At 73.9% G+C, this 25,333-nt stretch carries 19 protein-coding genes and 1 pseudogene; 8 read left to right on the top strand and 12 right to left on the bottom strand.

Features of this window, described 5'->3' with window-relative positions; genetic code table 11:
- Positions 1-264: 264 nt before the first annotated feature.
- From SL103_RS31915 to SL103_RS31905, 3 genes are all read right to left on the bottom strand, one after another.
- Positions 265-1,905 carry a transporter gene (locus tag SL103_RS31915; RefSeq protein WP_069572436.1) on the bottom strand — a complete coding sequence of 547 codons (1,641 nt, stop codon included), beginning with the start codon at positions 1,903-1,905 and terminating at the stop codon, positions 265-267.
- On the bottom strand, positions 1,902-2,774 hold the full coding sequence (locus SL103_RS31910) for an ABC transporter ATP-binding protein (RefSeq protein ID WP_069572435.1): 873 nt from the start codon (positions 2,772-2,774) through the stop codon (positions 1,902-1,904). The genes SL103_RS31915 and SL103_RS31910 overlap by 4 nt, the downstream gene beginning before the upstream one ends.
- A gap of 115 nt (positions 2,775-2,889) precedes the next feature.
- Positions 2,890-3,561, bottom strand: a complete 672-nt coding sequence (locus SL103_RS31905; protein WP_079146086.1) for a bifunctional DNA primase/polymerase — start codon at positions 3,559-3,561, stop codon at positions 2,890-2,892.
- Positions 3,562-4,035: 474 nt separating this feature from the next.
- Here SL103_RS31905 and SL103_RS31900 point away from each other — a divergent pair, with 474 nt between their 5' ends.
- Positions 4,036-5,430: a transcriptional regulator gene (locus SL103_RS31900; protein ID WP_069572434.1), complete on the top strand. Its 1,395-nt coding sequence runs from the start codon at positions 4,036-4,038 to the stop codon at positions 5,428-5,430.
- Between the two features lie 233 nt (positions 5,431-5,663).
- Positions 5,664-7,406 (top strand): hypothetical protein, encoded by a 1,743-nt coding sequence (locus tag SL103_RS31895; RefSeq protein ID WP_347877874.1) that lies wholly within the window; start codon positions 5,664-5,666, stop codon positions 7,404-7,406.
- A gap of 66 nt (positions 7,407-7,472) precedes the next feature.
- Here the strand turns inward: SL103_RS31895 and SL103_RS31890 are convergent, their stop codons facing one another.
- Positions 7,473-8,822 carry an ABC transporter substrate-binding protein gene (locus SL103_RS31890; RefSeq protein ID WP_069572432.1) on the bottom strand — a complete coding sequence of 450 codons (1,350 nt, stop codon included), beginning with the start codon at positions 8,820-8,822 and terminating at the stop codon, positions 7,473-7,475.
- A 171-nt stretch (positions 8,823-8,993) separates the two neighbouring features.
- Between SL103_RS31890 and SL103_RS31885 the strand changes: the two genes are divergently transcribed.
- Positions 8,994-9,452: an SCO4402 family protein gene (locus tag SL103_RS31885; RefSeq protein WP_069572431.1), complete on the top strand. Its 459-nt coding sequence runs from the start codon at positions 8,994-8,996 to the stop codon at positions 9,450-9,452.
- Positions 9,453-9,484: 32 nt separating this feature from the next.
- Entirely contained in the window at positions 9,485-10,387 is a 903-nt protein-coding gene (purU, locus tag SL103_RS31880; RefSeq protein WP_069572430.1) for a formyltetrahydrofolate deformylase, read from the top strand.
- 29 nt (positions 10,388-10,416) lie between these two features.
- Here the strand turns inward: purU and SL103_RS31875 are convergent, their stop codons facing one another.
- Positions 10,417-11,793, bottom strand: a complete 1,377-nt coding sequence (locus SL103_RS31875; RefSeq protein WP_069572429.1) for a zf-HC2 domain-containing protein — start codon at positions 11,791-11,793, stop codon at positions 10,417-10,419.
- A gap of 173 nt (positions 11,794-11,966) precedes the next feature.
- Positions 11,967-12,503 (bottom strand): annotated as a pseudogene (locus SL103_RS31870) (sigma-70 family RNA polymerase sigma factor); the annotation flags it as partial.
- Between the two features lie 494 nt (positions 12,504-12,997).
- On the opposite strand from SL103_RS31870, the gene SL103_RS31865 reads away from it, so the two are divergent.
- Positions 12,998-13,372 carry an STAS domain-containing protein gene (locus SL103_RS31865; protein ID WP_069572427.1) on the top strand — a complete coding sequence of 125 codons (375 nt, stop codon included), beginning with the start codon at positions 12,998-13,000 and terminating at the stop codon, positions 13,370-13,372.
- A 91-nt stretch (positions 13,373-13,463) separates the two neighbouring features.
- Here the strand turns inward: SL103_RS31865 and SL103_RS31860 are convergent, their stop codons facing one another.
- From SL103_RS31860 to SL103_RS31845, 4 genes are all read right to left on the bottom strand, one after another.
- A complete protein-coding gene (locus SL103_RS31860) occupies positions 13,464-14,651 on the bottom strand; it encodes a sensor histidine kinase (RefSeq protein ID WP_397733294.1) in 1,188 nt (395 codons plus the stop codon).
- Complete coding sequence (locus SL103_RS31855; protein ID WP_069572426.1) at positions 14,648-15,310, bottom strand: response regulator; 663 nt, start codon at positions 15,308-15,310, stop codon at positions 14,648-14,650. Before SL103_RS31855 ends, SL103_RS31860 begins: the two co-directional genes overlap by 4 nt.
- A gap of 352 nt (positions 15,311-15,662) precedes the next feature.
- Positions 15,663-16,700 (bottom strand): hypothetical protein, encoded by a 1,038-nt coding sequence (locus SL103_RS31850; protein ID WP_069572425.1) that lies wholly within the window; start codon positions 16,698-16,700, stop codon positions 15,663-15,665.
- A 124-nt stretch (positions 16,701-16,824) separates the two neighbouring features.
- Positions 16,825-17,295, bottom strand: a complete 471-nt coding sequence (locus SL103_RS31845; protein WP_069572424.1) for a hypothetical protein — start codon at positions 17,293-17,295, stop codon at positions 16,825-16,827.
- Positions 17,296-17,404: 109 nt separating this feature from the next.
- Here SL103_RS31845 and SL103_RS31840 point away from each other — a divergent pair, with 109 nt between their 5' ends.
- The 3 genes from SL103_RS31840 to SL103_RS31830 all read left to right on the top strand — a co-directional run bounded on the left by SL103_RS31840 (position 17,405) and on the right by SL103_RS31830 (position 22,762).
- Positions 17,405-19,033 carry a serine/threonine-protein kinase gene (locus SL103_RS31840; RefSeq protein WP_069572423.1) on the top strand — a complete coding sequence of 543 codons (1,629 nt, stop codon included), beginning with the start codon at positions 17,405-17,407 and terminating at the stop codon, positions 19,031-19,033.
- A 151-nt stretch (positions 19,034-19,184) separates the two neighbouring features.
- Entirely contained in the window at positions 19,185-20,837 is a 1,653-nt protein-coding gene (locus SL103_RS31835; RefSeq protein ID WP_069572422.1) for a succinic semialdehyde dehydrogenase, read from the top strand.
- 50 nt (positions 20,838-20,887) lie between these two features.
- The gene (locus SL103_RS31830) at positions 20,888-22,762 is read left to right on the top strand and encodes a GMC oxidoreductase (RefSeq protein ID WP_069572421.1); all 1,875 of its coding nucleotides are present in this window, start codon (positions 20,888-20,890) and stop codon (positions 22,760-22,762) included.
- Positions 22,763-22,819: 57 nt separating this feature from the next.
- On the opposite strand, the gene SL103_RS31825 is transcribed toward SL103_RS31830, so the two are convergent.
- Both SL103_RS31825 and SL103_RS31820 read right to left on the bottom strand, forming a co-directional pair.
- A complete protein-coding gene (locus tag SL103_RS31825) occupies positions 22,820-23,896 on the bottom strand; it encodes an LAETG motif-containing sortase-dependent surface protein (RefSeq protein WP_069572420.1) in 1,077 nt (358 codons plus the stop codon).
- Positions 23,897-24,848: 952 nt separating this feature from the next.
- Entirely contained in the window at positions 24,849-25,148 is a 300-nt protein-coding gene (locus SL103_RS31820; protein ID WP_069572419.1) for a chorismate mutase, read from the bottom strand.
- Positions 25,149-25,333 lie beyond the last annotated feature (185 nt).

The raw sequence follows: 25,333 nt of genomic DNA, 5'->3' as shown, positions 1-25,333 counted from the left end.
GCTACCGCCACGCCGCGCCGCCCGCTGCGGCCTGTGGACAACTTCACGAACCCCCACGCCAGGCCCTACGTCAGGCCCTATGCCGAGCCATGTTCGGGAGTCGCCGACGCAGTCGCCGGGGTCGCGGGAATCCGGCCGTGAGGAGCCGTGGGAGTCCGGCCGTGAGGAGTCGGGGCAATCCGGCCGTGAAGAGGCGGGACCCGCAGCCCGGCCCCGCCCCAAACCCAAGCTCCCGGGGCGGCCTTGGAGCCGCCCCGGGCACCCTCACCCCTTGCTGACCGCGGTGAGAATCTCCGGCAGGCGCCGGGCCACGCGGGGGGCCGCCACGCGCAGGCCCAGCTCGGCGACGGCCGTGCCGTAGACCGCGCCGGCCGGCAGCAGCACCCACAACAGTGCGTGCAGGTCCGCGACATGCAGCCAGATCGTCAGGCCCAGCAGCGGTGAGCACAGCACCGCGCAGGTCACCACTCCGCCGAGGAGGCTGAACCAGGCGATCGCGCCCTGCCCGGGCGACACGTTCTTGTTGCCCTCCGAGGGGATCGAGTACGGGGCGAGCGCCGACGACAGCGCGCCGGTGGCCAGCAGGGCACCCAGCACGGCCAGGGACAGCCCGTACACCTCCAGGAAGTCCGACCACGGCCCGATGAACGCCGCGGCGCCGACCACGACCAGCGTCACGAAGGGAACGCCGATCAGCGCCAGCGCCAACGCCCTGGCCCGCAGCTCCCGATAGGCGTCCCGCGGGGTGGCGATCGTCGAGGCGACCATCCAGAACGCGGAGGTGTCCTGCCCGAACTGGTTGTACATCTGCATCCCGAGCAGCGCGGACGCCGAGAACGAGGTGAAGATGCTGCCGTTGCCCTGCACGGCCGAGACGACCGGCACCAGGAGCCCGACGCCCAGCGCGGTCGCCCAGGCCATCTTCGACTTGGGGTCGCGCCAGGCGTAGCGCAGCGTACGGAGCATGACCGTGCCCGTACGGCCGTCCGGCAGCAGGCGCGCCGGCCCCCGCGGGCCGGTGCCGGAGCGGCGTGCGCCGTCCTTCTCCAGCGCCTGGAGGGTGGAGGAGTCCGGTGCGGTCATCAGGGTGGTCAGCGTCCGCTGCCACCACCACAGCAGCAGGACCAGCGCCAGCGCCGCCAGCACCAGACCGGCCAGCGCCCGCCCGTACGCACCCCGCCCGGCGTCCTCGACCGCGCCGACCGCCGACGCCGGCGGCACCCAGCGCAGCACCTGCCCCACCGGCTCCAGCACGGCCAGGCCGTCCGGGCGGCCCAGCTTCTGGGCGGCGATGTTCACGACCTGCCCGCCGAGGGCGAGGAACAGGCCGCCCAGTACGGCCAGATCACGGCCGCGACGGCTGGTGAGCAGCCGCACCGCCGCGGTGGCGACCGCACGCGCCAGCGAGACGCACACCAGGACCGTCAGGACCACGGCCGCCACGGCGAACACCGCGGCGACCGGCCCGTCCGCCACCGCGATCACCGCGCCGGTCGTCAGCACCAGCGTGACGACCGGCCCGACGCCGATGAGCGAGGCCGTCAGCAGCGAGACGATCAGCGGCCGGGGCCGCAGCGGCAGCATCACCAGCCGGGTGGGATCGAGGGTCTCGTCGCCGGCCGGGAAGAACAGTGGCATCACCGCCCAGCCCAGGGTGAGGATTCCGGTGAGCAGCACGGCGAGCGCGCCCGCGTGGGCGTTGCCGCGCAGCGCGACCAGCCCCAGGACGGCGCCGGCCGCGAACAGCAGGCCGACGATGACGGACGCCACGTACGCCACCGTGCGCCCGGCCGACTGGCGCAGTCCGTTGCGCAGCAAGGTCAGCTTCAGCCGTACGAAGACGCCGGTCAGCGACGGTGCCGCCGTGGGGCGCGGGGCCGTCGCGGCGGTGGATTCGGCGCTCATCGGGCGCGGCCCCCGCCCAGCCAGTCGAGGTTCTGCCCGGCGCCGCGGCCGCTCGCGCCGACCAGTTCGAGGAAGGCGTCCTGCAGGGTGGGTGCCGCGCCGCGCACCTCGGCGAGCGGCCCGTCCGCCCGGATCCGCCCGGCGGCCATCACCGCGACCCAGTCGCACAGCGACTCGACCAGCTCCATCACATGACTGGAGAAGATGACCGTCGCGCCGGAGGAGGTGTAGCGCTCCAGTACGCCGCGGATGGTCTGCGCCGACACCGGGTCGACGCCCTCGAAGGGCTCGTCGAGGAAGAGGATCTCGGGGTTGTGCAGCAGCGCCGCGGCCAGCCCGATCTTCTTGCGCATACCGGTGGAGTAGTCCACCACCAGCTTGTGCTGCGCACCGGACAGGTCGAGGACGTCCAGCAGCTGACCGGCCCGCTTGTCGACCTCGGCACCGGGCAGGCCGCGCAACCGCCCTGTGTAGCCGAGGAGTTCGCGCCCCGACAGGCGCTCGAAGAGCCGCAGCCCCTCGGGCAGCACACCGATCCGGGACTTGACGGCGACCGGGTCGCGCCAGACGTCGTGCCCGCCGATCTCGACCACGCCGGAATCGGGCCGCAGCAGGCCCGTCACCATGGACAGGGTGGTGGTCTTGCCCGCCCCGTTGGGGCCGACCAAGCCGATGAAGCGGCCCGCGGGCAGCGTCAGGTCGATGTTGTTGACGGCGACCTGCTCGCCGAACTTCTTCCCCAGCCCCTGGATACGTACTGCGGGCGGGCCGTCCGGCGCCCCGGCCGCCCCTTCGGAATCGGTGGCGACTGCCTGCTGCGGCGGTCCCTGTTCGGCCCGCTCCTCGATGTGTTCCGGCTCGTTCGCCACCGGTCCTGCCCTTCGACGTCCCCGCAGGAGCCGGCGTGGCCCCCGTCCGGCCTCCCACGATACGAGGGGCCACCGACAGCGCGTTCGGTCGCGGGCGCACCGGGCGACGCCGGGCTCAGCGGGCCCGGTTCGCCGCCGCTTCCTGGGCGCAGGCGTACGCGAGCGGACTGATCAGCTCCTCCGCGTCCGGCAGCCAGCGGTTGGTGGCGGTGGGGCGGCGGGCCCACTGCACCGAGCCGTGTGCCCCCACCCGGGTCGGCGGTGCGGCGATGTACTCGCCCTCGCCGCGGCAGATCAGATCGAGGCCGGCCGGTGCCCAGCCGAGGGCCCGCACGAGCGCGGGGACCTTCACCGAGGCGCCGGGCAGCACGAGGAAGAGCATGCGCCGGTCCGGGGTGCGGGTGACCGGGCCGAGCGTCAGCCCCATCCGCTCCATACGGGCCAGCGCCAGGCAGCCCGCGGTCTCGGGGACGTCCAGTGCCTCGAACGCCCGGCCCGTCGGCAGCAGGATCGAGGCCCGCGGCTGCTTGCTCCACATCCGGCGGACGGCCGTCGCGCTGCCGCTGGCCAGTCCGGCCCAGCCGGGCCCGGCGGGGTGCGCGCCGGGCGCGGCGCAGTCGGTGGCGTCGCACGAGCAGCGCGGCGTCTCCCCGTCGTGCACCAGCCATGCGCCGGGGAACACGTCCCAATGGCGCTCTTCCGCGTAACGCACCGCAGTTTCGAGCAGCTGCTCGCCGCGCTGCTTGGGGATCTGCGGGGCTCCTGTGACTCCGATGGTCTCTTCCACGCTGAGGACAACTCTCCGTGTCACCAAGGGTTACGGCCGAATGGGTGACCCGCCCGGCGCATCGTTCTCGCACGTGGGGCGCATGGGTGCACCGGTGGGGGCGCGTATGCGGACGGGGCCCGGGGAGCGGGTAGCCACCTGCATGACGGGCGGAGAGGCCGCCCGGCGGCAGACCGCGGCGCATGAGGGGGAGGCCCTGCGCGGCGGCGCCGCTCTCCCTGCACGGGCACCGCCGTGCCCTTCCCCACCGCGCTCTTCCGGCCGCCCTCTCGTGAACGGATGGTTCGCACGTGCCGCCCCGAAGGTGACACGAACCGCTCACGAACCGGCATCCATGGCAAAGCACTTATCGGCACTGATCCTGCCTATCGCTCGTATCCAGGATCTCTCGGATATCCGGGATATTCGCGGGGCATCGATCACGGGGAACGGCGTTCGGCGGTGAACGCGCAGCAGTAACCAGGGGGTACAAGCATGGCCGCCAGGCCACTCGTCGCTCGGCAGCCCAACGAGCGGCTGCAGGCGCTGATCCAGGAAGCCGCCTGCTCCAACGCGGGGCTGGCCCGCCGCGTCAACATGTGCGGCGCGGAGCACGGTCTCGACCTGCGCTACGACAAGACCTCCGTGGCCCGTTGGCTGCGCGGACAGCAGCCGCGCGGCCGCGCCCCGGCCGTCATCGCGGAGGCGCTGGGCCGCAAACTGGCACGTACGGTCACCATCGACGAGATCGGGATGGCCGACGGGAAGAACCTCGCGTCCGGGGTGGGGCTGCAGTTCTCGCCGACCGTCCTGGGGGCGATCGAGCAGGTCTGTGAGCTGTGGCGCAGCGACGTCGGCCGGCGCGACTTCCTCAGCGGTTCGACGGTCGCGGCCTCCGCCCTGGTGGAGCCCAGCCGGGACTGGCTGATCACCGGTGCGGACACCCAGGTCGCCCGGAACGCCGGCGCCCGGGTCGGGGTGTCGGACGTCGAGGCGGTCCGCGCCATGACCACGGCACTGGGCGAACTCGACCACCGCTTCGGCGCGGGGCACGTCCGGCCGGTCGTCGTGCACTACCTCAACAGCGTCGTCTCCGGGCTGCTCGCCGGCTCGTACCGCGAGTCCGTCGGGCGGGAACTCTTCGCCGCCGTCGCGCGGTTGACCGAACTGGGCGGCTACATGGCCGTCGACACCGGTCAGCCCGGCCTCGCGCAGCGCTACTACATCCAGGCGCTGCGGCTGGCCCAGGCGGCCGGCGACCGCGGCTACGGCGGCTATGTCCTCGCCGCGAGCATGAGCCACCTCGCCGCCTCGCTCGGCAACCCGCGCGAGATCGCCCAACTCGCCCGCGCCGCACAGGAAGGCGCCCGCGGGCACGTCACCCCGCGCACCGAGGCGATGTTCTGCGCGGCGGAGGCGCGCGGGCACGCCCTGATGGGCGACGGGCGGGCTTTCCAGGTGGTGGCCGGCCGGGCCGTCGCCGCGATGGAGCGCGCCGAAGCAGCCACGGACACGGGTGACGACCCCGTATGGATCGCGCACTTCGACCCGGCCTATCTGGCCGACGAACTCGCCCACTGCCACCGGGACCTGGGGCAGCCGGGGCCCGCGGCGCACCGCGCCCAGGAGGCGCTCGACGGGCACCCGGAGAGCCGGGCCCGGCGCCGCGCCATCGGTCTGCTGCTGCTGGCCGGTGCCCAGGTGCAGCAGCGGGAGGTCGAGCAGGCGTGCCACACGGGCACCCAGGCGGTCGAGCTGCTGGGCGGGCTGCGTTCGGACCGCGGCGCGGAATATCTGGAGGACTTCCAGCTGCGTCTGGAGCCGTATCGGGACGAACCCGTCGTAAGGGAATTCAGTGCCCGGCTGGAGCTGCGGGGGGCGGCGGCCTGAGCCGGGCCGCGCCGGGCGGCCGGCACCACTTCGGGAAAGGGGGCGGGCCGGGGGCGGTGACCAGGGCTCGTGGTCGAACGTTGCTGCGACCCGGTAGCGTGCAGCCGACGATTCCGTAGGTCTGCACGTTGGTAGGAGTCACGGTGACGCAGAGCGGACAGGGTCCCGACCCGCAGAATTCTGCGGCCGGGCCCGCGCGAGAGGGCATAGTGCTGCCCGCTAACGGTGAGCCGGTGGCACCCGACCAGCAGGCCGCACCCTCGGCCGGCCAGCCCTGGGGGCAGCCGTGGGGCCCCGGCCAGCAGGCCGCCGCCCCCGGCTCCGCCCCCGCCCCGCAGCCGTACGGGCAGCCGCCCGCCCAGCCGCAGAGCTACGGCGGGCCGCAGGGCTACGGCCAGCCCCCGGCGGCGCCCGCGCCCCCGCAGGCCGCCGTGCCACCGCCGCAGCCGCAGGGCGGTTACGGCTTCCCGCAGCCGCCGCAGGGCCTGCCGCCGGTGCCGAACGTTCCGCCGTCGACGCCCCAGCAGGCCCCGTACCAGCAGGCACCGCACCAGCAGGGCGCCCCGCTGCCGCCGGCCGGCGCGGACCCGGAGGCGACCTCGCTCCTCTCCTACGGGGCGCAGCCCGGACCGGGCGCCTACGGGGCACCGCCCCCCGAGAACCCGTCGTACGGGGGCCAGCCCTATCCCGGTGCCGGGCAGCAGCCGCCCGCCCAGCAGGCGTACGGCCAACAGCAGCAGCCCGCGTCGGGCCCCTCCGGGGAGCTGGTGCGGGCGACCCCGCAGACGGGCGCGCCGCTGCCGCCCGCCGCGGGCGACGCGGAGGCCACCACCCTCATACCGCCCTTCGACGCGCGCTCCGGCGGCGCGCTGCCGCCCGAGGCGGCCGGCCGCCCCGAGACGCCCGACGAGTCCACCACGATGCTGCGCGCCGTGAAGCCGGGCCAGGGCCGGCCCCAGGGCCAGGCACAGCCGATGCCGCAGTCCCAGCCGATGCCCGGCGCCCCGGCCGCGGGCGACTCCGAGGCGACCCAGATGATTCCCCCGGTGGGCGGCGGGGCGCCGACCCCGCCTCCGGGCGCGCCGTTCGGCGTCCGCCCCGGCGCTCCCGGTGACCGCCCGACGCCCGCCGAGTTCGACGGCCTGTTCCGCGACGGTCCGGGCGCGCCGCAGCCGGCCGCGCCGGACGCCACGGCACAGCTGCCCCGCTTCGAGGACCCGGGCCGCCCGCCGTACGGCGCACCGGGGCAGCCGCCCGGTCAGGGCTACGGCCAGCAGTTCCCGCCCGGTGGCGGCTTCGACCAGCAGGGCTCCTACGAGGAGGACGGCGGCGGCCGGCGCGGACGGCTCGCCCCCGCGGCGATCATCGGCATCATCGTCGTGGTGCTCGCGGGCGCCGGCCTGGGCCTCGGCTGGGCGCTCAGCGGCGGCGGCAGCGACGACACCGCCAAGAAGCAGGACACCGGCAGCAGCACCGCCAAGGCCGATGCCGGCAAGGACGCGCCGAAGGCGACGACCGACCCGGCCGAGGCCCAGGCCAAGGGGCTGGACGCGCTGCTGGGGGACAGCAACAACAGCCGGTCGTCCGTGATCGGCGCGGTCAACAGCATCAAGTCCTGCGACAACCTCGGCGGCGCGGCCGGCGCCCTGCGGGCGGCGGCCGGGCAGCGCAACGATCTCGTCAAGCGGCTTCAGCAGCTGCCCGTCGACAAGATCCCCGACCACGCGCAGCTGACCGCGGCCCTCACCAAGGCATGGCAGTCCTCGGCCGCCGCGGACAACCACTACGCGGCGTGGGCGGGCCAGGTCGGCGGCAAGAAGGGCTGCCACAAGGGCAAGGCCCGGGTCTCCCGGCAGACCGCCCAGGGCAACGCCGCCAGCGGCCAGGCCACCCAGGCCAAGAAGCAGGCCGCCCAGCTCTGGAACCCGCTCGCCAAGAAGTACGGCCTGACGGAACGCCGCCCGGAACAGCTCTGAGCGAGCGGGAACCGGGCGGGCGCCACGGGGGGGGGCGGCTCAGCCGGCGCACCGAGCCGCGGGCGCTCAGCTGTCCGTCTTCCGGCGTTCCAGCGTCTTGGTGACGTTCACGAACCCGTCCTGCGCGGCGACGAGTTGGCCGCCCCGTACGACCTGGTAGGTCACCATTCCGTTGACGATGCGCGGGAAGTCCTGCACGGCCAGCATGTCCTCGTCGCGCCAGCGCAGCTTCGGGGTCAGGCCGCCGGTGTCGATGGCCCGGTCGCCCTCGTCGAGGGTGGTCTGCAGCTCGTGCGCGGTGATGTCCTGGACGCCCTTGTCGTCGAGTTCCTCGATGAGGGCGCGCAGCACGGTGTAGGCGATCCAGGTGGTCTGGACGCCCTGGTCGGCGGGGTCGATGCGGTTGTCGTCGAAGGCGTAGTCGGTGACGACCCGGCGCATCGGCTTCCAGCGGGGGTCGTCGGCGACCGGGTACCAGCCGGTGATGTCGGCGCCTTCCAGCGGCCCGGAGATGCCGCCCGTACGGTTCACCAGTGACTGGCCGACACTTCCGAGCACCGAGGCGACGCGCACTTCGGGGCTTTCCTCCTGGAGCCGCCGGAACGAGTCGAAGAACGCGTCCGTGTGGTCGCCGAGCGAGGCGGTGACGCAGGCGCCGGGCGCCTTCCCGCCGGCCTCGGAGGTGCCGAAGGCGGCCGGGTCGGCGCCGACCTCGTCGAGGGCGCGGGTCACCTGCGGCGAGTAGTCGGTGCCGTCCTCGGGGGCCTTGATGTCCTTGGCGGGCCTCCGGCTGCCGTTCTGCAGGCCGGAGTTGAGCAGCGACGGCATCTGGTCGCCCTGGATGGTGTCCGGGCGGACCAGCGCGACGCGCTTGCAGTCGCGCGCCAACTGGCGGCCGTTTCCGGCGAGCAGGGACGCCTGGCCGCCGTTGACGGGGTAGGACAGCGGGCTCTCGAACTCCTCGTCGGAGGCGCCGTAGCCGCCGATGAAGGGGATGCCCTTGACCTCCAGCGGCGACATGAACTGCCGCCCGAACTGGCTGTACGAGCCGACGACGGCGGCCGCGCCCTCGTCGACGGCGCGTTGGGCGCACTGTGCCGCGGCCACCGAGTCGTTGCGCTCGTTGCAGGTCAGTACCCGCAGGCGGTGGCCCCTGATGCCGCCGCGGGCGTTGACCCAGCGGGCGTACGCCTGCGCCATGGCCGGCATGCCCGGCATGTTGGTCGCCTTGGTGTTCTGCGGGGCCCAGGTCATGACGGTGACCGGCTCCTTCTCCCCGGAATCCCCCGATCCGGGGAGGGAGCCGCAGGCCGAGAGCAGCGACGCGACGGCCGCCCCGCATGCCACCACCGAGACGGTCGCGACCGCGGTGGCACGTCGGATGGGGCGGGGGGAGGAGCGTCGCCGTCCGGTCATGGCACCGCAGCCTTCCGTCCTGCCCGGAACGGGCGAGTGACGAAGGGGCAACGGATGGTGACGCAGAGGTGAACTCCGGGGGGCCGCTTGAGATCGTTCGTGGAGAACGTACGATCGAATGCTGTGCAAGGTTCGGAGAAGTCTTCCCGTCGCGGCCGCCGCTCGACCACCATGGGCGGCATGCCACTCAACGACATGCCGTGGTGGCGCTGGCGCAGCAATGTGCGCTCCGCGCTGCACATGCTCTCCGACCCCGCGTTCCACCAGGACACCTGGCTCGCCGGCCGGCCCGGCTACGGGGATGTCACCGACGCCGTCTACCGGCTCGTCGAGGACACCTGGCTGGACAACTGGTCCGCCGACAAATACGTCGGCACGATCTTCCGCGACGCCCAGGAGGCGCAGCTGGTCGACGCCGCCGTGCTGCGGGTGCTGCGGATCATGCACCAGGTCGGCGCGGACGCCCCGGTCACCGCGTACCTGGCCCACGAGGGCTGGCCGGAGGCCGTGCGGGCGGCCCGGGAGGCCCATGTGCGGCTGGCGTCGGCGGACGGCGAGGACCCCGATGCGGCACCCCGCTCGCTGGAGGTGCTGGCCATCATGACCGGTCAGGCGGACGCCCCGGCCTGACCGGCTCCGCGGGTGTGCGACCCTATGAGGTCATGAGCGAGTCGCAGCCCACCAAGAACGATCAGTACGTCCTCACGCTGTCCTGCCCGGACAAGCAGGGGATCGTGCACGCCGTGTCCAGCTACCTGTTCATCACGGGCTGCAACATCGAGGACAGCCAGCAGTTCGGCGACCACGACACCGGCCTGTTCTTCATGCGGGTCCACTTCAGCGCGGACGCCCCCTCCGGGGCCTCGGCGGGGGAGGCGCCCTCGGCGACCGTCGACAAGCTGCGGGCCAGCTTCGCGGCGGTGGGCGACTCGTTCGGCATGGACTGGCAGATCCACCGGGCCGACGAGAAGATGCGGATCATCCTGATGGTGTCCAAGTTCGGACACTGCCTGAACGACCTGCTCTTCCGCTCCCGGATCGGCGCGCTGCCGGTGGAGATCGCGGCCGTGGTCTCCAACCACACGGACTTCGCCGAGCTGGTCGGCTCGTACGACATCCCCTTCCACCACATCCCGGTCACCCGCGACACCAAGGCGGCCGCCGAGGCGCGGCTGCTGGAGCTGGTGGAGGCGGAGCGGGTGGAGCTGGTGGTCCTCGCCCGCTACATGCAGGTGCTCTCCGACGACCTGTGCAAGGCGCTGTCCGGCCGGATCATCAACATCCACCACTCGTTCCTGCCGAGCTTCAAGGGCGCCAAGCCGTACCACCAGGCGCACGCCCGTGGCGTGAAGCTGATCGGGGCGACCGCGCACTACGTGACGGCGGACCTCGACGAGGGCCCGATCATCGAGCAGGAGGTCGAGCGGGTCGGCCACGAGGTCACCCCGGACCAGCTCGTGGCGATCGGCCGGGACGTCGAGTGCCAGGCGCTGGCGCGGGCCGTGAAGTGGCACAGCGAGCGCCGGGTGCTGCTGAACGGCAGCCGGACGGTCGTCTTCGCCTGACCGGCGCCGACGGCCCGCCCGGCCGCCTTTCAGAGGCGGGAGAGCGACGCGGTCGCGAAGAGCACCTCGCGGATCGCGTCCCGCTCACCGTGCTGCCCCGCCGCGGCCTCCTCGGGCGGGATGTGGCCCGCGGCCAGCTGGCAGAACTCGGCGCTGTCCAGCGCGATGTGCGCGACGGTGTGGTCCGGGGTGCCCAGGGCGGCCGGTGAGTCCAGCGCTATGTACCAGTGGCCGCCGCCGTTGCCCTCGACCTCCAGATGGAGCGTGCGGCCCGGGGCGCCCGCCTCGACCAGCCGCTGCGGCGGCGCGGCGAGCCCGGCCCGGCGGCGGTCGGCCAGCGCGCTGGGCAGCAGCCGGGCCGCGAGGTCGACCATGCGGTGCAGGTGCGCGGCGGCCGGGGCCTCGTACGGGTAGTCCACCGCCTCCGCGATGTCGCCGGCGTGCACCCAGCACTCGAAGGCGCGGTCGAGGAACGCGTCGCGCAGCGGGAGCCTGAAGTCGCCGTACGGCACGGCGAGTTCGGCGACCTTGCCGCCGGCGAACGACACCTGCCGGATCAGGGAGTAGCTCTGGTCGCGCCAGGGTCCGTGGGTGGCTGTCGGGCCGGGCTCCCCGTCGGGCGACCGCCAGAACGTCTCCGTACGGATGAGGGGGTTCGGCGCGCCGGGCGGGGCCGCCGTGCCGAGCGGGTCGGGGAGCCCGAGCGCGGTCGCGACCAGGCCGTCCACCGCCAGCAGGTGGCCCATCACGCCGGCGACGGTGGTCTCGCGCTCGACCGGGCGCTCGCCCTCGAACCAGCGCAGCCGTACCGGCGCGCGCCACTCCGCCTCGCCCATGTCGCGCAGCAGCGCGTCCAGTTTGGCGGTCTCGGCGTCGTACGGAGCCGCCCATTCGGGCACCGGGATACGGGCCGGCCGGCGGCCCAGGCAGCCCTCCAGCACGCGGGAGCGCAGCAGCGGGTCGAGGTCGAGGCTGTCGGCGGGGTGCAGCAGCCCGACGGCGTCGCGCAGCCGCAGCGCCTCGTCGGCGCAGGAGGCGCAGTCGGTGAGGTGCTCCTCGACGGCGGCGGTCTCCTCGGCGGAGCAGGCCGACAGCGCCCAGGCGCCGAGCAGTGACTTCAGGACGCGGTGCGGAGGGGCGGGCGTCGGGGCGGTGAGCGGGGCGGGGGCGATGTCGGTCAAGGGCTCGGCCTCCGGTTCGCGCGGGGTGTCCGCACGCGGATCGTCGTGGGCCGGGGAGCCGCCGTCACCCGCCACCGCATCGCCCGCCGGTTCGGTGACCGGCGCGGGAGGGACGTCGGGGAGGGGGCCGCGGTCCTCGGGGGCGGCGCGCGGCGCCGGTATCCGCGGCCGTTCACCGGGGCCGCCGGACAGCTCGCGGCCGTCCCACTGGTCCGGGCCGTTCACAGGGCCCGTCCGTGGCCGGAGCCGGGTGGTGCGGAGGAGCCGGGGCCGGAGTGGTGGGAGTGCGGCGGGCGCGCGCCCCGGGGCGGCTGTGACGGGTGGGATGCCACGGGGGTGGCCCGCACCGTGCTGGAGGCGTACGTGGTGCGGTGGGTGGGCGGCAGGGCCTGGTGGTTGTGCGCGGTGGACAGCAATTGCAGGCCCAGCCGCAGCCGGCGCCGGGCCTCGTCCTCGGTGACGCCGAGGTCGGCGGCGGTCTGGCGGTAGTCCCGGCGCTGGAAGTAGGCGAGTTCCAGGGCGTCGCGCAGGGGCGCGGGCATGGACGTGACGATGTAGTCGGCGCGGGCGGCCGTGGACGCCTCGCGGATCTTCTGCTCTATCTCGGCGGGCGCCGGGGCGTCGTCCCCGCAGTCGCGCGCCGAGTCGGCCTCGGTCTGGCGCAGCCGCTGGACGGCCTGGTGGCGGGTGACGCCGGCGACCCAGGAGCGCAGGGAGCCCTGCTTGGGGTCGTAGGAGTCCGGGTGCTCCCAGATGTAGGCGAAGACCTCGCGGGTGATGCGATCGGCGGCGTCCTCGTCGTCCAGGACGCGGTGGGCGAGGCTGTGCACGAGCGAGGCGAAGCGGTCGTAGAGCTCACCGAGCGCGGCCGCCTCGCCGTGGGCGAGCCGCTGCTGCATCCGCCTGTCCCAGCGCCGTGGCGCGTCGTGTCCCATCGGATCCCCATCCCTGCCCGTCGCCTGCGGGCTCACACCTCAGTTGTCACTCCTGCACGCGTCATGCCCGGTTCTGTGCGCACGATCACAGAAAATGCCGTGCCATCGAATGTAGTGCGCTGCTCCGACAACGCACGCTCCTTTGCGGCAAACCGAGCCCTGCGGGGGATTCGGATGGTATTGACCTGACGGCAGGTGGCCCGTTCCGCGGTGCCGAAGCCCCGGGGGAGCCGACAGAAGATGCTTGAAGGCGCTCGATGTGGAGCATCTGTGATCGTATGCGGCGATCTGTTATCCGGGTGTGACGGGATACCGGCGAATCGAAGGGGCCTCCTGGGCATAGCCTTGGGCAGGACGGCCTGTTGCGCCATGAACGCGCCAAGGATGCGCCCGTGTTTCAGGGGATCGCGGTCGGGCAGTCGAGCCGGGGAAGGATGTGTTCCGGATGCAACCGGACGCATCCGGTCCGAAAGCGAGCGAAAGGCTTCGAGCGCGTGTCGTTGAAGGTGGCAGAGGACGAACAGGGCCCCTGGGCGGTCCTCCAGGTCTCCGGTGAGATGGACCTGGTCACGTCGCCCGCGGTGCGCCAGCACGTGCACGACGCGGTGGCCGACGGCCGCAGATCGCTCGTGCTCGACCTTTCCGAGGTGAGGTTCTGCGATTCCAGCGGCGTCGGCGTGCTGATCGCCGCGCGCCGCCTGATGCGTTCCTGCCAGGGGCGGCTGCGGCTGATCCTCCCCGCGCAGGGCGCCGTCGACGGCTCCCACGTCAACCGGGTGCTGGCCGCCCTCGGCGTCCGCCGGCTCTTCGAGGTCTACCCCGACCTGCTCACCGCCGTCGACGAGGCCGCCGCACCGCTCTCCGCCTGACGCGCCCCACCGGCCGGCCGCACCCGCGCCGCGCCCCTCGGCACCCCGCCGGCCCGCCCCCGCGCCGGCCTGCGCACCCTCCGTGCCCGGCTCACCCCGCTGCGTACGGGAACTCCGCCCGCACGACGAAGCCGCCGTCGGACGTGCGGCGCGCCTCCAGCGTCCCGCCGAGGCTCTGCGCCCGCTCCCGCAACCCCACCAGGCCGTGCCCGCCGCCCGGCAGCGCGGGGACCGTCGCCGCCGCGTCCGGCGGCCCGTTGCGTATCTCCACCCGCAGCCCCGCGTCCGCCGGATCGACCCGGACCCGCACCCGCGCGCCCGGCGCGTGCTTGCGGACGTTGGTGAGCGCCTCCTGGACCGTACGGAAGGCGGCCCGCTCCACGGTCTTCGCGCCGCTCGCGCCGGCCACCACACCGCCCTCGTACGTCACGTCCAGCGCGCTCATCTCGATCAGCCGCGGCAGCTCCTCCAGATCGGGCTGCGGCGCGAGTTCGCGGGACTCCTGCGCGCCGTCCTCCGCCCGCAGCACCCCCACCATGTGTCGCAGCTCCTCCAGCGTCCGCACGGACAGCTCCCGGATCGTCCGGGCGCCCGCCCGCGCCTCCTCGTCCGCGGTGCTGACCTGCACCGCGCCCGCCTGCAGGCTGATCAGGCTGACCTGGTGGGCGACCACGTCGTGCATCTCCCGGGCCAGCCGGGCGCGTTCGGTGGTCTTGACCCGGTCGGCCAGCAGCCGGTCCTCGCGCCGCAGGCTGCGCGTCAGGTCCTCGACGCGGGAGGCGAGTTCCCGGCGGGTGCGCACCAGCAGGCCCAGCGCGATCGGCGCGGCCGAGGTGACGCACGCGTCGATCAGCACCAGGGTGTTCTCGCGGTACGCGGTGAGTTCGAAGTCGGAGATCGGATACGGCAGGAAGTGCGCGGCGATCAGCAGCACCGCGCAGATCCCCAGCCGCACCCGGCCGGGCCGCCGGGCGGCGAGCGTGTAGAGCCCGATCATCGGCGCGAACCAGATGTAACCGATGTAGAGACCGGGCAGGGTGAAGAGGAAGACCAGCAGCGGGAAGCGGCGGCGCAGCAGCAGGGCCGCCGCGGCGACCACCGACACCCCCAGTTCCAGGGCGATCTTCAGGCCGTTGACCAGCACCGCGTCCGCGATCGCCAGCAGCACCGGCACCACGACCGGGGCGATCCGGCGCAGCCGCCGCCCCCACGTCCCCCGTACGAACGCCCGGCCGGCCGCCCTCCCGCGCGCGAGCAGCCGCCCGCCGCGGACGCTCACCCGGTCCCCCGCGGCGCGCCCGTCACCAGGCCCGCGCGGTCGGCGACGATGGCCGCCTGGATGCGGTTGATGCCGCCCAACTTGGCCAGCAGGGCGCGCACATGGTCCTTGACCGTGCTGGGGGCCAGCCCCATCCGGTCCGCTATCCCGGCGTTGCCCAGGCCCTCCCCGAGCAGCGCCAGCACCTGCGACTCCCGCGGCGTCAGCCCGCTGACCGCCCGGGCCGCCGCGGCCTGGTCCTCGGCCGTCAGATAGCCGCCGATCACTGCCCGCGTCACGCCGGGATCCAGCACGCTGCCGCCCGCCGCCAGCGTCCGTACCGCCCGCACCAGTTGCTCGGGGTCGGAGTCCTTGAGCAGGAAGCCGGCCGCGCCCTCGCGCAGCGCGGCGGTCAGGTACTCCTGGGCGTCGAACGTGGTCAGCATCGCCACGGCCGGCGGGTCCGGGGCGGCGCGCAGCCGGCGCAGCACGGTCAGCCCGTCGACGTCCGGCATCCGGATGTCCAGCAGTACGACCTCGGCGGCGGCGCGCAGCACGGTCTCCACCGCTTCGGCGCCCCCGCAGTCCGCGACCATCTCGATGTCCGGGGCGGTCCCCAGAATCATCCGCAGCCCCGATCTGACCAGCCGCTCGTCGTCCACCACAGCGACACGGATCACCGGCCGCCCCTTTCTGCTTCCTGCTGGTTCACACCATCCGATCCCGCGGAACCGCCCGGCGCTGCGCGACTCCGTACCCCGCTCACCCCGGCCCGCCCTCCGGCGGACGGCACCCCCGCCGAGCGGCGGGGGTGAGCCCGCGACCTCGGGAGGATGCTGCGGGGAGCCCCCCGCAGGCAGAGTGTTCACATGCTGCACCACTGAAGAGGCCACAAGCCCGGGACGCGTTGCAGTTCACACCGGCGGCCGCCGCGACCCCCACACGCGGCGGCCGTCCTTGGCGTGCGGGGGCGGTTCGGAGGGGGATCTCCCCCGCACCGCCCGAAGCCCGCCGCCGCGGCCGCCCCTCGCCCTACGGGCGTCCCGCCCGGGCCGTGCGGAAGCCTTCCGCCCGGATCCCGCCGTACGGGCCGAAACCGCGGCCGGTCGCCAGCACGACCACCGACGTCATCGCCGCCAGGCCGTAGGCCGTGGTCACCATGGACAGCGCGCCCTCGGTGGTCTCGAAGGACCGGTTGAAGAAGTCCGTCACGGTCAGCCAGACCACCGTCCGCACGGTCAGGTACAGCTCGACCGCGGCGAACACCAGCAGGGCGCCCCGGACATCGCGCCGCGCGCGTAACGCCAGCGTCCCGAGGACCAGCAGCGTGAGCACCGAGGCGACGGTGGTGAACTCGGTGGACGCCGACAGGTCGAGCGTGCCCAGCAGGGAGCCGTCGACCACTCCGCGCAGATAGTGCGCCACGTTCGTCCCGCCGGCCGTCAGGTCCCGCCCCGTCCAGCCCAGCCGCGCCAGCCCCATCAGCAGGAACAGCACACCGCAGATGCGTGACGACCGGTCCCGGCGGGTGTCCGGGACCGCCCACACCGCCGCCGTCCCCGGCGCGCGCCGCCGCCCCTCACCGGCCGGCAGCAGCACGGCCGGCACGACCAGCGCCACCACCAGGCCCAGGCCGCGGGTGGCCAGCGCCCAGCCGCCCAGCGGGTCGCTGCCGTACTGGTCGCGGTACGGGCCGGACAGCAGGCCCACCCCCTCGCGCAGGGAGACCGCGAGCAGCAGGGCCGCGGACAGCAGCGCGGCCGACCGCGCCACCCGGCGCTGCGCCAGGGCCAGCGCCGCGACCACGGCGAACACGACGGTGAAGGACCATTCGTACGGGCCGAGCACCTGTGCGCCGGGCGCGGCCCCGGGGTTGAACAGGCCCTCCAGGAAGTCGTCGACGCCGCTGTCGCCCCGGGCGATGCCGTACACCGTCCAGGCGAGCAGCGTGCCGGCGTACACCCCCAGGCACAGCGCGGTCGCCCGGTAGGCGCGGCGGTGCTCGGGCGCGGCCCGGCCGGGGTCGGCGCCGGGCCGGACGTCCACCGTTCCGCCGTCCTGCATCACCATGACCGACCCCCGCTCCGCCTGTCGCAGGCGCCGTACCGGCCCGTCCCGTACGACAGCCTCACTGTGTCAAGGACGGCGCGGGAGCAGGTGGAGGTTCCACCCCGTGTGTCGTACGCCGGTGGGTTCAGCGCACCTGGCGCGCGGTGGCCGCGATGAAGTCCCGTATGCCCTGGCGGGTGGTGGCCCGTACGCCGTCGAGCGCCTCCCGGTCGGCGACCCGGTGCAGTTCGGTCACCGCCGCCATCACCTGCTCGGTGCGGTCGAGGAGTCCGGGGTCGTCGGTGAGCATCTGCGCCCGGAACATGGCCTCTTGTGCCGCGTAGCGGGTCTTGTACATCTCCTCCCGCAGCTCCGGGCTGTCCTCGTCGCAGGGGTCCTCCTCGTGCAGCGCGAACCAGCGGTGGACGAGGACCCGCCGGTAGTCCAGCAGGGCCCCCGCGTACGCGCAGTACGCGTCGATCCGCTCCTGCCGGAGCCGTTCCGCGCGGGCGAACCGCTCGCTGCGGTCGGCGGCCCGGCTCTGGAAGAAGTGGGTGACGCCGGAGCCCAGCAGGGTCCCGAACACGGCCACGACGCTTGCGACAACTGCCTCCATGGCGGCAGTTGACCACAGGGGACCAGGTCAGCGGCAGGGTGCCGGCGCAGCGGGCGCCGGCGAGGGGTGGGGCCCCGCCCGCCGGGGGCCCGTGCGGCAAGATGGAGCCATGGGGATCTTCGGGGGCGAGGGCCGTCTGATCGGTGGCAGGTACCGTCTGGGAATACGGCTGGGCCGCGGCGGCATGGGAACGGTCTGGCGGGCCACCGACGAACTGCTGGATCGTCAAGTCGCGGTCAAAGAGCTGCACTTGGACGAGGAGGCGGCCGCCCCGGAGGCGCGGGTGCAGCGCGAGCGGGCCATGCGGGAGGCGCGGACGGTCGCCGGGATCAAGCATCCGCATGTGATCGTCGTGCACGACGTCGTCGAGCAGGACGGCCGGCCGTGGATCGTGATGGAGCTGGTGGAGGGCTCGTCGCTGGCCGACCGGCTGCACAGCGGCGGGCCGGTCGCCCCGCGCGAGGCGGCCCGGATCGGCGTCGCGCTGCTCGGCGCGCTGCGCGCCGCGCACACCCGCGGGGTGCTGCACCGCGACCTCAAGCCCGCCAACGTCCTGCTGGAGTCGGGCACCGGCCGGGTCGTGCTCACCGACTTCGGGATCGCCCAGGTCCCCGGCGCCACGACGCTGACCGACGCCGGCGGCTTCGTCGGCTCGCCCGAGTACACCGCGCCGGAACGGATGGCCGGCCGCGCCACCGGCCCGGAGGCCGACCTCTGGTCGCTCGGGGTGCTGCTGTGCGCCGCGCTGCACGGCGAATCACCCTTCCATCGCGACTCGTTGGCCGGCGTGCTGCACGCCGTGGTGTACGACACGATCGAACTGCCCGAGGCGGCGCGCCCGCTGCGCGCGGTGGTCGGCGGCCTGCTGGAGCGCGACCCGGAGCGCCGGCTGGACATCGCCGGGACCGAGCGGCTGCTGAGCGGCTGTCTGCACTCGGGCCCCGCCCCCGAGCGCGCACCCGGCGGGCACCGGCCGCCCGCACCCGGCCCCGCGCCCGCCGGCCCCGGGTTCCACCCGCCGGCCGCTCCCGGCACGCCCGTGCCCGCCGCCCGCCCGCGCACCGGCCGCACCCGCACGGCGCTGCTCGTCGCGCTCGGGGTGGTGGTGATCGCCGGCGCCGGCGCGGGCGGCACGGCGCTGCTGATGCACCAGGACGGCACCACCGACGACGGCGGCAGGACCGGCCGCCCCGGCCACTCGCAGCAGGCCGCGGACGCCACGCCGAGCAGGAAGCCGGGCGGCCCGCACCGCACGGCCGCCGCCGGGCCCGCGCCGGCGCCCACCGCCACGACCCCGGCCGGCTACCGCGTGGTCCGCGACACGGTGGGCTTCGCGCTCGCCGTACCGGACGGCTTCACCCGCTCCTACGAGCACGACCGGGTCTACTACTACTCGCAGGGCAAGCGGTTCCGGATCGGCGTCCAGCTCCAGCAGCGGGTACCCCAGGGCCCGCTGGGCGCGATGCGCACGGCGGACGCGAAGGGCCCGGCCACCTACCGCGGCTACCGGCAGGGCCAGGTCACCGAGACCACCCACAACGGCCTGACGGCCGGCCTCTGGGAGTTCGTCTGGAACGGCAGCGCCCAGGACGGCGGTTCGCGCTACACCTACGACCTCAGCTGGGACGAGGGCGGGCGGATGATCGACGTGTGGATCTCCTCGCCGCTCGGCTCCCGTACGGAGGCCAAACGCCACTTCGACACCGCGGTCGACGCGTTCCGGCTGACCGGCACCTGATCCGGCACCCGATCCGGCACCTGATCCGCGGCGTGGTCCTCCCAGACCAGAGCCGTTGCGGCCAGCGATCGCTGGCGCGATTGTGGGCACCGCGTGAAAACCTATTACTGCCGGGTACACAAAGCGTCCGGGGAGGAATACGCTCGCCCGCATGACGGACTCGCAGGACACCGGAACTTCCTCCTCCGCCACCGCCGAGGCTCCCGCAGCGCCGCCCGCCGACGGCAACCCGGTCGCGCCCGCCCCGGCCGGCGCCCGCACCGCCGCCGACGTGGTCACCCCCGAGGTCGCCGCCCGGCTGACCCGCGGCGTGGTGGGGGCAGGGCGTACGGCCAACCACACCCCGTTCACCGGGGAGAAGCTCGCCGACCTGCCGGAGTCCACCCCCGAGGACGTCGCCACCGCCTTCGAGCGCGCCCGCGCCGCCCAGGCACGCTGGGCCGAGGTCCCGGTCAGGCAGCGCGCCGCGGTGCTGCTCCGCTTCCACGACCTGGTCCTGCGCCGCCAGGCCGAGGTCCTCGACCTGATCCAGCTGGAGACCGGCAAGGCGCGGCTGCACGCCCACGAGGAGGTGCAGGCGGTCGCCGTCGCCGCCCGCCACTACGGCCGCAAGGCCCCCGCCTACCTCCGGCCGAAGGGCCACACCGGTGTCGTACCGACCCTGACCAAGGTCACCGAGATCCGCCACCCGCGCGGCGTCGTGGGCCAGATCGCGCCCTGGAACTACCCCCTGGAACTCTCCGTCGGCGACGCGCTGCCGGCCTTCGTCGCGGGTAACGCCGTGGTGATGAAGCCCGACACGGAGACCGCGCTGACCGCGCTGTGGGCCCGTGAGCAGCTGATCGAGGCCGGGCTGCCGGAGGACGTCTGGCAGGTCGTGATCGGCGAGGGCCCGGTCATCGGCCCCGCGGTCGTCGAGCACGCCGACTACGTCTCCTTCACCGGCTCGACCCGTACCGGCCGCGAGGTCGCGCAGGGCGCCGCCGCCCGGCTGGTCGGCGTCTCCCTCGAACTCGGCGGCAAGAACGCCATGTTGGTGCTGCACGACGCCGACGTGGAGAAGGCCGCCGCCGGCGCCGTGCGCGGCTGCTTCTCCTCCGCCGGACAGCTGTGCATCTCCATCGAGCGGCTCTACGTCCACGAGTCCGTCGCCGACGACTTCCTGGCGCGCTTCGCGGCCCGTACGAAGGCGATGCGGCTGGGCAACTCCCTGGCGTACGGCGCCGACATGGGCTCACTGGTCGGGGAGCGCCAGCTGGAGACCGTCACCCGCCATGTCGAGGAGGCCGTCGCCAAGGGCGCCGAGCTGGTCGCCGGCGGCCGCCACCGCCCGGACATCGGCCCGCTGTTCTACGAGCCGACCATCCTCGACGGGGTCCAGGCCCCGATGGCCGTCTGCGGGGAGGAGACCTTCGGCCCGGTCGTCTCCGTCTACCGCTTCAGCGACGAGGACGAGGCGGTCGCCCTCGCCAACGCCACCCCGTACGGGCTGAATTCCAGCGTCTGGACCAAGGACGGCCGCCGCGGCCGCGCGGTCGCCGCCCGGCTGCGCACCGGCACGGTCAACGTCAACGAGTCCTACGCCGCCGGCTACGGCAGCGTCCAGTCGCCGATGGGTGGCATGGGCGATTCCGGTCTGGGCCGCCGGCACGGCTCCGAGGGCATCCTCAAGTACACCGAGGCGCAGACCGTCGCCCACCAGCGGGTGATGCCCCTCGCGCCGTCCTTCGGGATGACCGACGAGAAGTACGCCCGGTTCATGACCCGCAGCCTGCAGGCGATGAAGGCGTTCCGGCTGCGGTGAGCGGCCCGCGGTAGACCCGCCACTCCGGCAACGATCAGCAGGGAGAGCCAGTGCCCCAGGAGAACTCTGCCCGAAACCCGCACCCGGCGACCGACGGTCCCGACGACGGGGCCGGCCACGACTACGACGTGCTCGTCGTCGGCTCCGGCTTCGGCGGGGCCGTCACCGCCCTGCGGCTGACGGAGAAGGGCTACCGCGTCGGCGTCCTGGAGGCCGGCCGCCGCTTCACCCGCGCGTCACTGCCCAAGAACTCCTGGGACCTCAAGAACTACCTGTGGGCCCCGGCCCTCGGCCTCTACGGCATTCAGCGCATACACCTCCTGGGCAAGGTGATGGTCCTGGCGGGCGCCGGGGTCGGCGGCGGTTCGCTGAACTACGCCAACACCCTGTACATACCGCCGAAGCCGTTCTTCGACGACCCGCAGTGGCGGCACATCACCGACTGGCAGGACGAGCTGAAGCCGTACTACGACCAGGCGCGGCGGATGCTGGGCGTACGGCTCAACCCGACGATGACGCCCTCGGACGTCCACCTGAAGGCGACCGCCGAGGCCATGGGCGTCGGCGACTCCTTCCACATGGCGCCGGTGGGGGTGTTCTTCGGGGACGGCGACGACGCGGACGGCACGGCCACCGCGGAGCCGGGAGCGGAGGTCGCCGACCCGTACTTCGGCGGCGCGGGCCCGTCCCGCAGGGCGTGCACCGAGTGCGGCGAGTGCATGACGGGGTGCCGGCACGGCGCCAAGAACACCCTCAACGAGAACTACCTCTACCTGGCGGAGCGGGCCGGCGCCGTCATCCACCCGCTGACCTCCGTGGTCACGGTGACCGAGGACTCCCGCGGCGGCTTCGCCGTGCGGACGCTGCCGACGGACGGCCGGAAGGGCCGACGCGGAGGGGCGGCGCGAAGCACCTCGCCGGGCGGGCGGACGTTCACCGCCCGGCGGGTGGTCCTCGCGGCCGGCACCTACGGCACCCAGACCCTGCTGCACCGCATGAAGGACAGCGGCCTGCTGCCCTACGTCTCCGACCGCCTCGGGGCGCTGACCCGCACCAACTCCGAGGCGCTGGTGGGCGCGCAGACCGACGACCGCCGCTACCGCAGGCGGCACGGCGCGGCGAAGGTCGACTTCACCAAGGGTGTGGCGATCACCTCGTCCATCCACCCGGACGAGAACACCCACATCGAGCCGGTCCGCTACGGCAAGGGCTCCAACTCGATGGGCAGCCTGACGGTCCTGCAGGTGCCCTACCGGCCCGCCGGGCGGGTCGCGGGATGGCTCGGCAACATGGCGCGCCACCCCCTGCTCGCGCTGCGCTCGCTGTCCAACCGCCGCTGGTCGGAGCGGACCATCATCGGGCTGGTCATGCAGTCCCTGGACAACTCCCTGACGACGTACCGGAAGCCGAAGGGCCCGGGCAAGGGCCTGCTCACCGCGCGCCAGGGCCACGGCGCCCCGAACCCGAACCAGATCCCCGAGGCCACCCGGGCGGCGACGCTGCTGTCCGAGCAGATCAACGGCTTCGCGGGTTCCAACATCGGCGAGCTGATGGGCACCCCGCTCACCGCGCACTTCCTCGGCGGCTGCCCGATCGGCGACTCCGCGGACTCCGGCGTCATCGACCCGTACCACCGCCTCTACGGCCACCCGGGCATCTCGGTCGTCGACGGCGCCGCGGTCTCGGCGAACCTCGGCGTCAACCCGTCCCTGACCATCACCGCGCAGGCCGAGCGCGCGATGTCGCTGTGGCCCAACAAGGGGGAGCCGGACCCGCGGCCCGCGCAGGGCCGGCCCTACCGGCGGCTGGACCCGGTCGAGCCGGTGCGTCCCGCCGTCCCCGCGGACGCCTTCGGCGCGCTGCGGCTGCCGTTCCTCGCCGTCCCGCCGGTCCCGCCGAAGAAGTCGCTCGATCCCAGCCCGTGACGCGGAAGGGGCCGCACCCGGGTTTCCGGGTGCGGCCCCGACGTCCGCCGGTGCCGCTTACGCGGCCGCGGCGCCGCCCGAGGTCTTGCGGCGGCGCACGACGAAGATCGCGCCGGCGCCCGCGACCATGGCGACCCCGCCGACGAGGGCGAGGGTCGGCAGCGCGGAGGAGGCACCGGTCTCGGCGAGCTTGCCGGTGACCGGGAGGTCCTTCAAGTCACCCTGCGGAGCGGGCTTGTTGCCCTTGCTCTTGCCCGGCTTGCCCTTGGCCGGCGGCACGCTGCCCGGCTTGCTGCCGGCGACGAGGACGTCGAAGTCGTACTGCGAGACGTCCGAGAAGCCGCAGACGTCGTCCTCGTTGTGGTACGCGCCGATGGTGAACGCGAAGCCGTAGCTGCCCGGCGTCTTGGCGTCGACCTTCAGACGCAGCTTGGCGTCGGCGTACTCACCGGGCTTCAGGCCGTCGACGGAGGCGAAGTAGCCGTCCACGTCGGTGATGGCCTCCCAGGCGTGGCTGTCCTCGTCGTACCACTGCACCGTCAGCAGCTTGGAGACGTCGTCGAACCCGCCGGTGCTGACGCCGCCCAGCGCGACGTAGGCGTCGACCGACTTCATCGCCTTGTGGGAGGTGTTGGTCGCGCGGAAGGTGAAGTTCTTCCAGCCGGAGCCGGCCACGACCTTGCTGGGCAGACCGCGCAGCTCGGTGCTGATCGCCGCCTCGTCCGACTGCTCGGCGCAGGTCGGGTCCTCGCCGGGGCCGTGGGTCGGCTTGGCGGTGGGCTCGGCCGAGGTGGTGGGCTTTGCGGTCGCGGTCGGCTTGGTGTCGCCGCCCGGGGTGGTGGCGGGGGAGGTCGGGCCGGTCTCGCCACCGGTGCCGGTCTCCTCGCCGGGCTCGGTGTCCGAGCCGGGCGTGGTGTCGCCGCTCGGGGCGGTCTCGTCACCGGTGCCCGGGGTCCCGGGCTGCGTGGTGGGGGCGTCGGTCTGCTCCGAGCCGGGGGTGCCCGTCGTCGGCTCGGCGCTCACGCCGGTCTCGGTGCCGGCACCGGTCGCGAACGCGGCGGGGGCCGCCATCAGGGCGGCGGGGGCTATGACGGCCGTCGCGGCGGCGGCCGTCAGGGCACGGCGAAGCTTCATCGAGAAGACCTCTCGGGGTCCGAAGTGCCGGTGGGGGGCACAAAGGGGTGGCGGGCCGTCGCGGTGGGGCGCGGGGTGGCCGTGCGATTGCACGTACATGACTGGCCATGGCCAAAAAAGGTTGTTCGCTCAACCGAAACAAGGGGCGTGATGCTGGTCACAGCTTTCACAGCCGCCTCACAGGACACGCAAAGCCGGCTCACAGCACGGGCGGGAGCGGTGGCCGTGCGCCGGATGTGCGCCCCCGCAGAGCGAAGGGCCCCGAATACCGTCCGCGAGGGGGGTGCGGACGGCACGGGGCCCTTGGCTTTCGGTGCCGGCGTCAGGGCAGCGCCGGCACCGACGGGCGGCGCTGGGGGGGTAGCGCCGCTGGCTCGGGGTGGTGCTCGGGGTGGTGCTCAGGGGTGGTGCCGAGGCCCGCACCGATCGGACCAAGGGCAGTGTGCGGTCCGTACCGGAAGCGGTAGGTCGTTCGTCAAGCATCGTCCTGGATGCGCCTCACCTGGCGCAACCGTTTCGACCGGATGCGGTCGGTCCCGGGCGTCCCCAGGACCGACCACCCCATCGGATGTGACCGGGCTGCTGTCCCCTGCTGACCGGCCACCGCACCGGAGCGAGGTCCCACGACGCGGACCGCGGCAAGCGGCCGGCGTCTCATCGTTCCGGATCTTCCGCCCGTGGGGCGGCGTCTACGCGTAGTCCTGCAGGCCGCGCCTGGCTGGCGTGGCACCGGGAACAACGAAGCCCCGCGGCGGCCGGTCACGCGCCGTACGGGTGAGTCGGCAACCGAACTCAGATCCAGCAGCTGCGCCGGGCGTGCACCCCCGTGCCGCGCGCTCCGGCCGGCCGCCGAAACCGACCGGACACCGAAGGGAACCGGCCACGCGCGGGCGCTCCGGCCCGCGGGGCCGGGTGGTGCCCGCGGCGCGTCCCGGTGCCGCCGGGACGCCGTTCAGATCTGGCCCCGCGACAGCTCCAGCAGGGTCATCGCCAGCGCGGTGCCCGGCCGGCCGAGCTGGTCGCGGTAGTGCGCGAGGATCTCCATCTCGCGGGTGAGATTCACCCGCCGCCCGCCGGAGGTGATCCGTTCGCGCTGGATGACGGCCGAGACGGCCATCCGTTCCTGCACGAGGCCGATGATCCGGCCGTCGAGATCGTCGATCCGGCGCCGTGCGTCGGTGATGATCCCGGCCGCCTCCGGGGTGCGCGCCCCGGTGTCGGGGGTGGGGGCGGCGGTGGTCTCGGTGCTCATGTGGTTTCTCCTGGGGTGAGCGGGCCCCGGAGCCGCTGACGGTCCTCGGCATGCACAAACGCCCCGGACCTTGTCGGCCCGGGGCGCCTGGGAAGTTTGCTCGTCAGTCGATCAAGCAGCACGACCATGGCAGCCGGACGGGCCGGTGCCATAGGTAAAGACGAAGGTCAGCTGCTGGAACATGA

The sequence above is a fragment of the Streptomyces lydicus genome, assembly GCF_001729485.1.
GTDB classification, from domain to species: domain Bacteria; phylum Actinomycetota; class Actinomycetes; order Streptomycetales; family Streptomycetaceae; genus Streptomyces; species Streptomyces lydicus_D.
This window is presented reverse-complemented; position numbering and strand designations above follow the sequence as displayed.